Annotated in this window: 13 protein-coding genes; 1 reads left to right on the top strand and 12 read right to left on the bottom strand. The window is 39.0% G+C overall.

Features of this window, described 5'->3' with window-relative positions:
- Positions 1 to 316 precede the first annotated feature (316 nt).
- Positions 317 to 496, bottom strand: coding sequence for a 2-hydroxymuconate tautomerase (locus AB3I00_RS06450; RefSeq protein WP_002287649.1), 180 nt, complete (start codon positions 494 to 496; stop codon positions 317 to 319).
- A 46-nt stretch (positions 497 to 542) separates the two neighbouring features.
- On the bottom strand, positions 543 to 2,366 hold the full coding sequence (locus tag AB3I00_RS06455; protein WP_368024967.1) for a heavy metal translocating P-type ATPase: 1,824 nt from the start codon (positions 2,364 to 2,366) through the stop codon (positions 543 to 545).
- Between the two features lie 277 nt (positions 2,367 to 2,643).
- Here AB3I00_RS06455 and helD point away from each other — a divergent pair, with 277 nt between their 5' ends.
- On the top strand, positions 2,644 to 4,923 hold the full coding sequence (gene helD / locus AB3I00_RS06460; RefSeq protein WP_002342240.1) for an RNA polymerase recycling motor HelD: 2,280 nt from the start codon (positions 2,644 to 2,646) through the stop codon (positions 4,921 to 4,923).
- 82 nt (positions 4,924 to 5,005) lie between these two features.
- Here the strand turns inward: helD and AB3I00_RS06465 are convergent, their stop codons facing one another.
- The 10 genes from AB3I00_RS06465 to AB3I00_RS06510 form a co-directional block, all read right to left on the bottom strand.
- A complete protein-coding gene (locus tag AB3I00_RS06465; RefSeq protein ID WP_002290861.1) occupies positions 5,006 to 5,653 on the bottom strand; it encodes a hypothetical protein in 648 nt (215 codons plus the stop codon).
- A gap of 178 nt (positions 5,654 to 5,831) precedes the next feature.
- Positions 5,832 to 6,551 (bottom strand): YebC/PmpR family DNA-binding transcriptional regulator, encoded by a 720-nt coding sequence (locus AB3I00_RS06470; protein WP_002290860.1) that lies wholly within the window; start codon positions 6,549 to 6,551, stop codon positions 5,832 to 5,834.
- 130 nt (positions 6,552 to 6,681) lie between these two features.
- Positions 6,682 to 7,833 (bottom strand): nucleotidyltransferase, encoded by a 1,152-nt coding sequence (locus AB3I00_RS06475; RefSeq protein WP_368024968.1) that lies wholly within the window; start codon positions 7,831 to 7,833, stop codon positions 6,682 to 6,684.
- 219 nt (positions 7,834 to 8,052) lie between these two features.
- Positions 8,053 to 8,793, bottom strand: a complete 741-nt coding sequence (locus tag AB3I00_RS06480) for a class I SAM-dependent methyltransferase (protein WP_002315278.1) — start codon at positions 8,791 to 8,793, stop codon at positions 8,053 to 8,055.
- Position 8,794: 1 nt separating this feature from the next.
- A complete protein-coding gene (rsfS, locus tag AB3I00_RS06485; RefSeq protein WP_063607045.1) occupies positions 8,795 to 9,151 on the bottom strand; it encodes a ribosome silencing factor in 357 nt (118 codons plus the stop codon).
- 24 nt (positions 9,152 to 9,175) lie between these two features.
- Positions 9,176 to 9,769 carry a bis(5'-nucleosyl)-tetraphosphatase (symmetrical) YqeK gene (gene yqeK, locus AB3I00_RS06490; RefSeq protein WP_002314176.1) on the bottom strand — a complete coding sequence of 198 codons (594 nt, stop codon included), beginning with the start codon at positions 9,767 to 9,769 and terminating at the stop codon, positions 9,176 to 9,178.
- Positions 9,753 to 10,403 (bottom strand): nicotinate-nucleotide adenylyltransferase, encoded by a 651-nt coding sequence (locus tag AB3I00_RS06495; protein ID WP_368024969.1) that lies wholly within the window; start codon positions 10,401 to 10,403, stop codon positions 9,753 to 9,755. The genes yqeK and AB3I00_RS06495 overlap by 17 nt, the downstream gene beginning before the upstream one ends.
- A gap of 9 nt (positions 10,404 to 10,412) precedes the next feature.
- On the bottom strand, positions 10,413 to 10,724 hold the full coding sequence (gene yhbY, locus AB3I00_RS06500; protein ID WP_002315279.1) for a ribosome assembly RNA-binding protein YhbY: 312 nt from the start codon (positions 10,722 to 10,724) through the stop codon (positions 10,413 to 10,415).
- Positions 10,725 to 10,739: 15 nt separating this feature from the next.
- Entirely contained in the window at positions 10,740 to 11,849 is a 1,110-nt protein-coding gene (gene yqeH, locus AB3I00_RS06505) for a ribosome biogenesis GTPase YqeH (protein ID WP_002310374.1), read from the bottom strand.
- A complete protein-coding gene (locus tag AB3I00_RS06510; protein ID WP_002310373.1) occupies positions 11,846 to 12,373 on the bottom strand; it encodes a YqeG family HAD IIIA-type phosphatase in 528 nt (175 codons plus the stop codon). Before AB3I00_RS06510 ends, yqeH begins: the two co-directional genes overlap by 4 nt.
- Between the last annotated feature and the right edge of the window lie 82 nt (positions 12,374 to 12,455).

Consider the following 12,455-nt stretch of genomic DNA (forward strand, 5'->3'; position numbering starts at 1 on the left):
TGTTTTGATTGATCAGATCATCAAGCTGAAAAACAAAAAATCCTAGCATCTCTTGAAAAGAGATACTAGGACGAAAAGTTCGTGGTTCCACCTAATGTTCAAACGCACATGCGTTCCTCAAACGTTGTAACGGTCCGACCGCCCTTGCTTCAACAAGGGTTTCGAAAGTGGTCATCCTTTGGTTTTCTCCTGGAAAAGTTTCAGCCTAGCTTTTCCTCTCTTATCGAAGACTCTCAAATTCAGTTGGCTTTCTCATCAATCAATTATGTGTTTATTTAACCACTAATAAATAGAAAAATCAAGTGTGAAACCAAACTTATTTTTTCCATTCCCCATTTACACCGTATGTTCCTTTTTTCATCTCGTTGATGATAACATGGATGTGTTCTTTTGGTGCTTGCGTGTTTTTATGAACAGCTTCCGTGATATCTTTCATCATATTTTCTAATTGTTCCGGACTGCGACCTTCTACTAATTCGACATGTACGAATGGCATAATGTTCTCTCCTCTTTCTGATCGTTCTTTTTTCATCTCGATTCTATCATACTATGTTTGTCTTGGGTACTGAATCCGGAAAAATGGCTGGGTCTTTTTTTGCTCTCAGCGCACTCAGGATAGAGACCGTATCCACGACTTCTTGCAAAACAGCCCCGAATAACGCAGGAACCAGACCCGTACTTGCAATTAACATCAAAAAAATACAAATAAAGATGCCAATCAGTACAGATTGTTTCGCTATTCTCATCGTATCTTTTGAGATCACTACTGCTTTTGCTACACGTAAAAGATCATCTTTCAAGATGACCGCATCTGCACTTTCACTAGCAGCTGTAGAACCATGAGCGCCCATTGCAATGCCGATATCTGCAGCAGCAAGTGCTGGTGCGTCATTCACGCCGTCTCCTACCATCGCCACAGGTCGTTGATCTTTAGGGATACTTTCTAAAATGGTCAGTTTATCTGGAGGCAAGCAACGGGCATGTACAGAATCTAATTGGACTTTTTCTGCAATCGCTTGAGCAATGGCTGATCCATCTCCGGTAATCATCATCAAATTTTTCACACCAAGATTTCTTAGCTCTTTGATTGTCTTTGCTGCTTCTGAGCGAATCTGATCCGAAAATAGGATGGTTCCTGCAAAGGATTGATCAACGGCTACATAGATTGCTGTTTCAGAAGTCTCGATTTCTTCCACTGAAACAAAAGAAGCGCGTCCAATCTTTACGTCATGATTATTGACTACTGCTTGGATTCCTTGACCTGTCACTTCTTTCAGTTGACTAACAGGATACAGTTGGCTGTTTTTCACGTTGTTCACTAACGAACGAGCTAAGATATGGCTAGATTCCTGTTCTGCACTTGCTGCATACATAAGTAGCTCTTCTTTTTTCATTCCATTGACTGGTTGAATCGCCTCTACTTCTAATATTCCTTTGGTAAGCGTTCCTGTTTTATCAAAAGCAATCGTTTTTGTACGTGCGAGCTTCTCAATTGTTGTTCCAGTTTTAACAACAATCCCGTTTTTACTTGAACGGCTCATCCCGGCAACTAAAGCGATTGGCGCAGCTAAAATCAATGGACAAGGCGATGCTACGACCAATACTTCTGCAAAACGCAAAGGATCTTTTGAGAACCACCAAGAAATACCGCCAATCAAATATGCGATCAATGTAAAGGGAACCGCATAACGATCAGCTAAACGGACGAATCGAGCAGGTTTTTCTTTTGATTCTTCGACTAATTTAATGATCATTTGATATTGGCTATCTGCAGCGCGTTTTTCAGCAATCATTTGGATTGATCCGTCTCCATTTAAAGACCCAGACATGATCTGATCTCCAGGTTTCTTTGTTTCTGGACGAGACTCTCCTGTCAAAGAAGATTCATCGACTGATGATTCTCCTTTGATCACTCGACCATCAACTGGTACAAGCTCGCCAGGCTTGACTAGCAGCTGATCATCCACATTTATTTCATCAATTACTATATCCTGCCATCTTCCTTCTTTGAATCGATGGGCGATTCTTGGGGTGTTGTCTAATAAAGATTGCAATTCTTTACCTGCTCGTTTATTCGCGTAATCTTCTAGACTATCTCCACCTGTAAGCATGATCAATATCATCAAACTAGCCCAATATTCTTTGACGGCTAATGTTGCAAGGATTGCGGTAATCGCTAATATATCTACACCATATCTTCCTGAACGCAATGTTTTGATCATTTCCAAAAACATCAAGAAGGCGAGAATCCCTCCAGTAAATGCAACAATCATAAAAGCAAGTCCCGGCTGATGGAAAACAAATTCACTTAACAAAGCTACTCCGCCAATAAATAAAGTAAGTAAAAATTTTTTAAAATGTGTCATAGTTTCTTCTCCTCTTTTTTGTGACTTAGAGGTTAGTCATCCATCTTCAATTGCCTCTCTTTCTCTTAAGCATAGTCCTTGCTTAACACTTTTTAAAACAATAGGCCTTAATTGAAAACAACTATCACTATCAGCGTTTCCAATAGTCGCCAGTCCGACAAACGAATCTATCGAGCAAAGAGGACTTTTTTCGATTCATCCGTTAAAAAGTACCTTTTTTCGAAAAACTGTGCTATACTTTTAATTCGTTATTTACGGCGGAAGGAGCAAACATGTGATGAATGAGAAACAACTAGAACAAACGCACGTGGATGAAACGATCGAACTAATCCAGATCGAACAAAATATGCTGGATACAAAACAACGAGAATTGACTCAGGAAATGAATCATTCGACAAAAGACACAGCTAATCACAAGATTCGAGCTGGTTCCAATGAAGCTTTTTATGAATCTGCTGTTGAATATCGCCAACATGAGCAAGAATTGCTTTTAAAATATCATACTCTTGAGGCGCAGCAAAAACGCCTACAAACGTTGTCTGTTATGAAAGACAGTCCTTACTTTGCCCGTATCGATTTTAAAGAAGACCGTGAAACAGAAACATTGTATCTAGGTATCGCTTCTTTAAGAGATCTAGCAGAAGAAACAATCGTTATTGACTGGCGCGCACCAATTGCCAACCTTTATTATGAAGGTGAGATTGGTCCCGCATTTTATGAAACTGAAACAGATAGAATAGATGTCGATCTGCAGTTGAAACGACAATTTAAAATCCAAGAAGGACGTATTTTATCTATGGTAGATACGTCGGAAGTAATCAACGATGACTTTTTGCTAGAGATATTGGACGAAGCATCAAGCAACCATATGAAAAATATCGTCTCTACGATACAAAAAGCACAAAATGCAATCATTCGGGACACAACAAGTAAAGTGATGCTGATTGAAGGAATCGCCGGAAGCGGAAAAACGTCTGCTCTGCTTCAACGTATTGCTTTTCTGTTGTATCATAATCGCAAATGGCTAGAGGCAGAAAACGTGCTTCTATTTTCACCAAACCATTTGTTTTCTGATTATATCTCGACTGTATTGCCTTCATTAGGTGAAAGCGGTGTGCCTACACAAACATTCAAAAATTATATTTCACAGCTGTTGCCAGAGTTTTCTTTATTAGACGAACAGCAACAGGAAAGTGGGTTTTTGCTAGGCGAAAAAGATCCGATACAAGTGATGAAAAGCGGATTGACCTTAGTGGATCAGATTGATCGCTATATCCAAAGCATCACAAGCTACGGTCCCTTGTTCCGTGATATGAAAATAAATGGCCGTACGATCCTATCAAAGGAATCGATTCGCCAATGGTATAAAGAAACCAATGAACAACTTCCCTTACACCACAGACTCTCTCTATTACAAACGAAACTACTGAAAAAATTAGGCGGTCTGCAAAAAGATGAAACACGTCAACAATGGGTCAAAGATCTCGCGGAAGAGCAGCTCCAAGAACTATACGCAACAGATCCTAATCTTGAATATACAGAACAAAAGGAGCGTTCCTTACGTAAAAAACTGGCTAACCAAATCGTACGTAAACGATTCCGTCGAATTCATCGAGGAATCATGAATTATCAATTTGTCAATATAACGAAACAATATCTCCACTTTTTACAAACTGTGCCACTTTCTCTTCTGACACGGCATAAAATCAGCGAGACCAGATGGCAAGAACATTTAGCAACTATTCGTACACATTTGCGTCAAAGAGAGTTGCCCCAAGAGGATGCTGTCCTATTCTTTTTACTGATGCGCCGAACGTATCCGGTGACGGTCACACACAAAGCTCGCTATATCTTTATTGATGAAATGCAGGATTTCGCACCATCACAAGTCGCATTGTTGCAAGCCTTGTTCCCAAAAGCAAATTTGACTTTCTGTGGAGATCTAAATCAAAATGTCTTTGGAAATGAAACGATCGTGGGATCATTGGAAGAACTTTTCGTGGACCGTGAAGTCACCCGTTTCCAATTAACGACAAGCTATCGTTCCACAAAAGAAATCACTGATTTTGCTAATCACTTTATTGCAAAAGAACATCAAGTAGAGACTACAGCAAGAAAAGGCGATTTGCCTTTGCTCATCCAAGGAACAACTGATGATGTCAAACTGAATTGGTTAGCAGATACCATTCGAACGACTCAGGGAAAAGCCCGGTATTGGCGTACAGCAATCATTGCTAAAACCCAAGAAGAATGCGAGACTCTTTATGCTCAACTGCCAGACGAGTTGAAACAACAAGTCCAGCTGATTTTAAATGAGAGTGATTTTATGAAGCGTTCCATTATTTTACTTCCGGCCTTTTTAGCAAAAGGTCTGGAGTTTGACCGAGTTTTCTTGTGGGATGTAGATGCAGATCATTTTTCTTCTCAACAAGACAAATTGATCCTTTACACCATGTGTACACGCGCGATGCATGAATTGACACTTTTTACATCCAATAATGAAAGTCCTTTGTTAAACAATATGGATATTTCATCTTATGAGAAAAAAGTATTGTAACTAAAAAGACAACTGCTATCGTTAATGTTAGCAGTTGTCTTTTTAGTTACAGTAATAATTGCAGAAAAAGTAATTCTATCATTTATTCTATATATAAATCCAAATCTGTTTCAGGATATTTTAATTTGACAAGCGAAATAATCATTTTCAGTTCTTCCATGTTTTCTGGATATTCTGGGTCAAATACCTTACTATGACGTCCAATACCGCCATTGTCGATCAATCGGTAAATTCGGTTCCATTCAATGAACTGATCGATTGATTGGAAATTGCTGATTGGATAACCCCCACAATCCAAAATCTCTGATACACGAAATGCTAGGTATGCACTATCGACCACTTTATTTTTTTTCGTATCTATCTTCTCATTTCTTTCGATGAGAATTTTTTCAGGATGATGCTTTAAGCTCCACTCCAATAGTAGAAAGAAAGCCTCCATCCGATACTCTTCTTCAAATAACCGAAAGGCTGAATCAGAACGACGAAAAAGCAGCGGAATCAAATATTTTTGTCTATAAATCAGCATTGGTGCGCGGTCCACCATACACTCTAAATAACGGTTCAGATACCCTGTACCGACATAGTTTCCTAATCGATAGCCTTCAACGCCGAATCTTGCGTATTTTTGCGCTAATTTTGAACAATCAGTTACGTTCACTGCTAACTCTTCTACTTTGCGGTAACCGCTTAAGATACGTTCAAAAGGTTCTAAAGTGATTTTTGCTTCCATATTCTTCCCCGTCCATCTTCCACATACTTCATATCATTTCATATGATACTTATGCTCTCATCATACCACAGGTTGAATTAGAATAGAAAATAAATCACACAAAAAAACAAGACAATCTGTTAGTGAGATTGTCCTGCTTTTTGAAAAAGACTGAATGCTTTTCGTTAAAACTGATTGCTTAGTCTTCTAATGCCACATTATGGAACACATGCTGTACATCTTCTAGATCTTCTAGCGCATCAATCATTTTTTCAAATGTTTCTTGGTCTTCTGAAGATAATGTAACTTCGGTTTGAGGAATCATTTGGATCTCAGCAATTGAAAAATCAGTGATTCCTTTTTCTTTTAATGCTTCTTGGATACTATGGAAATCCGCTACTTCACCGTAAACGATGATTTGTCCATCTTCTTCCATCACATCACGAACGTCGATGTCTTTTTCCATTAGATATTCAAGGATCTCATCAGCGTCTTCTCCTGCAAATGCAAAGATCGCTGTATTGTCAAACATATAAGAAACCGCTCCAGAAACACCCATGTTCCCGCCATTTTTCCCAAAAGCTGCTCGTACGTCTGCTGCTGTTCGATTCACATTGTTTGTCAATGTATCAACGATCACCATTGAGCCGCTTGGTCCAAATCCTTCATAACGTAATTCAGAGTATGTTTCATCTCCTGCACCTTTTGCTTTTTCGATTGCTCGGTCAATAATATGTTTTGGTACATTATAAGTTTTAGCGCGATCAATGACGAAACGTAGTTTTTGGTTTGCATGCGGATCAGGATCACCTGATTTTGCTGCCGCGTAGATTTCAATCCCAAATTTTGCATAAATCCGGCTATTATTAGCATCTTTAGCAGTTTTCTTTGCTACGATATTTGCCCATTTACGTCCCATATTTTCACTTCGCTTTCTGATTTGATAGTTTCATAACGCAAAAACGTCCTGTTCCATTATACTTGTGAATCACGATTCTGTGAAGCTTTTTTTCTTTCTTCCTTCATTCTTCTCATTTTCAGTCAAAGGTCTATACTTGGATTGGGATTTGTCCGAAATTCTGTTCTGGAATATTGCCTCCCAATTGATAGATTTGATCACTTCTAACTAACAGTTCCGCTTCTTGTGCCTCTTTTTTTCCGATTCGGGAATAAATAGAAATCTCTTTTTTTTCTTTTAAGAATCTTCTTCCAGCATCGGTAAATCCAAGTAGTCGAAGATAGTTTTTATTTTGTTGGGTAGGAATCTCTTGCTTTTTGATATTCAGCAAGACATAACAAGATAATCTTTGGATCCGCGTCCATGTATATCTCTTTGTTTTTACTTTTGACACAAAATCCGCAAAACCGTTAGCTGTTGCAGCTGCTGTCTTCATGCGAGTTTCTATTCCTTCGGTCATCTGATAGATATCTGTCAATTCCATCAAAGTAGAAGATAACAACCGATAACGCAAATACGGCCAATAGGATTCCCAAGTCTGTAACGAACAAGTGGAAAGATCTTCTTCTGTCTGAAATGGCACAAGTCCAGCGATCCTTTTTCCTTTTTCTAACGCATGACGAATGGCTGTTGCACTGGCTATTGTTTGATCTGTGATTGTTTTTTCATGATAGCCTGCACTTTTACGCTGGATCGGATGTAACTCCATAGGGTGGATATACTTAGCATTTTCTTTTGCATAACTTAATCCTAAAATATGATTGGGTGAAGAAAAATCAAGCGCAATATCGGGATACAGACTGCGAAAAACTGCAGTCATTTTTTGCGGATAACTATACGTTTGATCAGACAGTTCGTGAAAAGACTCTTCTATCTTATCTTGATTCTGTTGAACAAATCGGCCGAAACTACCATAGTCAAACGAGGTCTCTTCTTCTGTTCCAAAACACAAACTGTCACAGTCCAATGCTTGCAAGATTTTCACTGCACCTTTGGCAAAATAATCAGCTGACTGAACCGCCCATTCGACAGGAAGCTCTACTACTAAATCCACACCATTTTGCAAGGCTTCATTCGCACGATGCCATTTATCGATGATAGCTGGTTCGCCTCGTTGCAAAAAATTCCCGCTCATTACAGCAATGACGACCTCTGCTCCTGTTGTTTTTCGTGCCATTTCAGCATGATAGCGATGTCCATTGTGAAATGGATTGTACTCTACGATAATCCCGCAGCTTTTCATGTCCGTCCTCCTTCATAGTTTATCGATAAAAAAACACTAGAGACAAGTAAGGAAAAGTCAAAAATCAGAAAAAATACCCGAACTATATAAACTATTCTCGCAAACACAATACTTCTGCGAAGAAAAGCTGCACCGCAAGAGCAATGCCTATATCGTTCGGATATATAATTTATGTTGAAGATTTATTCTTTTTCTTGTTAACTCGAGCAGGCAAAATTGCTAGTCTTTGTATGCTACGAAGAACCAGCGCTTTGATTTCTCTGATGCTGCTTCGTCTGTAAAATCAGAAAATGCTTCGACTTTCGAAAACCCACTGTTTTCCAGCATTCTTAAATAGCTTTCCAATGGATAGGTACGCTCTTCATGTAGTTCATCTTCACGGATAAATCGCCCAGATCCTTCTGGTTCCTCAACGAAAAAAGTCAGAAAATGTTCGATGCTGTGTTTCTCACTTCCTGGATAGCTATCCCACAAAAAAGCAAAATTATCCCCTTGATAATGATAGCTATATTCTGGAAAAACCTCGTCTACTTGATAGGTGGAGTGCACGTCAAATAAAAATCGGCCATTTTCTTCTAACGCTTGATAGACTTCATCAAAAACTTGCTGTACCTCTTGTCTATTTTTCATGTAGCACAACGAATCAGAAAAACAAGTAATTGCTTGATATTGACCGATTTCTGATAAATCGAGCATATTGCCTTCTACAAATTGGATTGATGCGTCTTCTTCATATGCTCGCTGGCTTGCGATCATCAACATCTCTTCTGAAAGGTCTAACCCTGTCACTTCATATCCATCTTTTGCAAAGGCAACCGCTAATGCTCCAGTACCGCACGCCAGTTCCAAAATATTTTTTGTGTCTTCTTGCAAATGACGTTTCGAAAAAGCTAACCACTGCTGGTAAAGCATTTCGTCCATCACTTCATCGTAAATGAAAGCAAATGTTTCATAAGCCATGTTAATCCAACCATTCATTAAGATCGACTAACGGCGCATCTGACCATAGTTTTTCCAAATTATAGAAGCTTCGTTCTGGCGCATGGAAAACATGTACGATCAAATCTCCAAGGTCGATCAATACCCATTTTCCGCCTTCTTTTCCTTCAATACGTTTTACTTCATATTTGTTTTCTTCTTCTTTATCAATGATTTCTTCTGTAATTGCGTTGATTTGACGTTCACTATTTGCTGAACAGATCATGAAATAATCTGCTAACAAGGAAACATTTCGAACGTCTAAAGCGATAATGTCTTCTGCCCGTTTTGAATCTGCTGCTTTAACCGCAATTTTTAATTGTTCTTTACTATCTATGATGATTTCCTCCTAATATTGAGTGGCTTATTTTTTTGCTACCCAGTAATTATATGTTTCGATTGTTTTTGGATAAATCTGTTGTTCTTGTGCAAGTAGATGGGATAGCGTATGTTTTGTTTCAAATGCTACTGCTTCATCTAGATCAACCCATGCAATTGTCCGTGCATCTTGCACCCCAGGAAAATCCCGACCTGGTTCAATATAATCTGCTACATAAATGATTTTGTCCAGGAGACTCATTTTAGCAGCGCCAGTCGTATGCACTCGTATCGCGTGAAGAATCTCTGAATCAGTGATTCCTAATTCCCGTTCTACAAATGAAGCACCAACAAGCCCATGCCAGATAGCATTATTATAATTCAATAATTCTGGATCAAAACCGTCTCTTACGATCACCATTTTGAACTCCTCATCTGGTCGTTCTTTCGCATAATCGTGTGTCAATGCAGCGATACTAGCTTTTTCAGGAGAAGCACCGTATTTTTTGGCAAGAGCAACAGCTGTTTCTTCTACTCCAAGCACGTGCTTGAAGCGTTGTTCGCTCATTCTCATCTGTATTTTTTGCATCAGGTTTTCTCTAGAATAAGCAGTATATTCATTACTATAGTCCATCTTCATACAACCCTTCATTTTGGATATAATCAATTACTTTATCTGGAACAAGATAGCGGATAGAACAGCCTTCTTTGATCTTTTGACGTATTTTTGTGGAACTGATGTCGATTTCAGGTACATCTACCCAAATCACAGGATATGGCGTATCTGTTGTGTAACCTGGTCGACGTATGCCCACAAAATTGACCATCGAAGTCAACTCATCGATTTTATACCATTTTGGCAAATATTCTACCATATCCCCGCCGATAATAAAGTAATAATCTGTATCCGGATTGTTTTGTGTCAATTCCTTCATCGTATCATAGGTGTAGCTTTTCCCACCACGAGCTAATTCGCTCGTTTCAATCTGCAAAAAAGGGTTGTCTTCCACCGCTAATTCCAACATGTTGAGTCGGTGTTTTGCATCAATCGTCTCTTTCTCATCAACATGAGGCGGCTGATAAGAAGGCATTAAAAATACGCGGTCAAGACCTAAATTCCGGCCAGCTTGTTCAGCCATCACTAAATGAGCAAGGTGAACGGGATTGAACGTTCCACCTAGGATCCCTACTTGCTTTTTCTTCTCTAAGAATTGAGGCATTTCTTTAGGAAATAGTTGTGAATGAACAAATGTCTTAGCTTGCGTATTCATCATGGTCACTCCTTATATTGCTTTTACTTCATTTGATAACCTTTGATACTTTTCTTTTGTAGAAGGTTTGTATAATACGATCACTCGTCCAATGATTTGGACGATTTCACAGTCGATTTCTTTTTCTAATACTTGAGCTGCTTCTTCTGCAACCTCATCTGTATTTTGAAGTAGAGATACTTTGATCAGTTCTCTTTTTTCTAAAGCTTCTTCAATTTGGACGATCATTGCTGAATTAATTCCACCTTTACCGATTTGAAAAATCGGCTGAAGATGATGCGCTTTGCTACGTAAAAAACGCTTTTGTTTTCCTCTTAAACTCATAATTTTCCTTCTTCCTTAAATCAATGCTTTGCGTTTCAATACATCTACACCCTTTGGCGCCCAGCCCGCAATTACTGCTGGCGCTGTTACAGTGATCCAGCCTAGACCGGCAAAAACGATGTCTGTTTTTTCTTTCACAGAAAACTCAAAACGAACAAGCTCCGGAAATGCCTCGACTTCATCAGGACGAGGAGGCTGTAATAATCCACCTACATGTTTTTGGTAAAATTCGTCTGCTTTTTCCAGTTTCGTTCGATGAATATTTACATCATTTGACACATAAGCAATAAATGAAGCACGATTGCCGCTGATAAAATCAAATCTGGCAAGTCCACCCAAGAAAAGTGTTTGCCCTTCATTCAGCTGATAAACTTTAGGTTTGATTTCTTTTAACGGGGCAATGATCCGCAAATCTTTTTTACCTAAGTAGTGCGCCATTTGATGACGATGGATGATTCCTGGTGTATCAATCAAAAAATGTCCATCATCTAAAGGAATCTCGATTTTATCCAAGGTCGTTCCGGGAAACTGTGAGGTTGTGATCACATCTTGTACTCCCGCTGTATTTTTGATGATTTGATTGATAAGCGTTGATTTCCCTACGTTTGTTACTCCGACGATATAGACATCCCGTCCATCGCGGTATTCTTCAATTTTTTCTAATAGTTCCGTCATCTCATGAGATTTCTTAGCACTAGTTAGTAATACATCTACTGGACGAATCCCTGCTTCGTGAGCACGTTCCTTCATCCATTGTGTTAATTTAGGTTTTTTCAATGATTTCGGTAATATATCCACTTTGTTTCCCACTAAAAGTACTGGATTATCACCGACAAAACGGTGTAGTCCTGGAATCAGTGAACCATTGAAGTCAAAAATATCCACCACATTGACAATCAATGCATCTTTTTGCCCTAATTCATTCAGTAAGCGTAAAAAGTCGTCATCCGTCAATGAGACATCTTGGATCTCATTATAATGGCGTAATCTGAAACAACGCTGACAATAGACTTCCCCGGAAGCTAACCCTTTTTCCAAAGCCGTTTGCGGCGTGTATCCTAATTCACCGGGTTTGCTTGTTTGTATAACGGCACCACAGCCGATACATTGTAATTCTTCTGTCATTCGATTCCACCTCGCCAGCCCATATCAGGGTATTTTGCTAATAGATAGGCCATAATTCTTTTTTCCCAAAAACGATTAAATTGTGTCTTCCAACTATCTGTTGCGATGATGGGTTTTACAAGGATGCTACGTATCCCTGCACGGTTGGCTCCACGTATATCAGTCATGATCTGATCGCCTACCATTACTATCTCATCATCTGCTAAATCCAATTGTTTCTTTGCTATATTGATCCCTCTTGCTAAAGGTTTCATTGCTCGTGCAACATACAAAAGATCAAATTTTTCAATCGCTCGCGCGACACGTTTTGAATTATTGTTTGAAACAACAACAACAGGGATTCCTGCATTTTTCATTTCTAAAATCCAAGTAAGCAACTCTTCTGTTCCATCTGGATTATTCCATGCAATCAACGTATTGTCTAAATCTGTCAATACTGCTTTAATGCCTAGATTCTTTAATTGGGCAGGTGTAATCTGATAGATGGCTTCTACCATCCATGTTGGTTTGTAATTTGAAAACATGTTGTCTCCTCATCTGCAAAAAATGAAGGAGCACATAAAGTACTCCTCAACCCCGTATTATACTGCATATCAGCAAAAAAAA

This window comes from Enterococcus sp. C76 (assembly GCF_040886985.1).
Classification (GTDB): Bacteria; Bacillota; Bacilli; order Lactobacillales; family Enterococcaceae; genus Enterococcus_B; species Enterococcus_B lactis.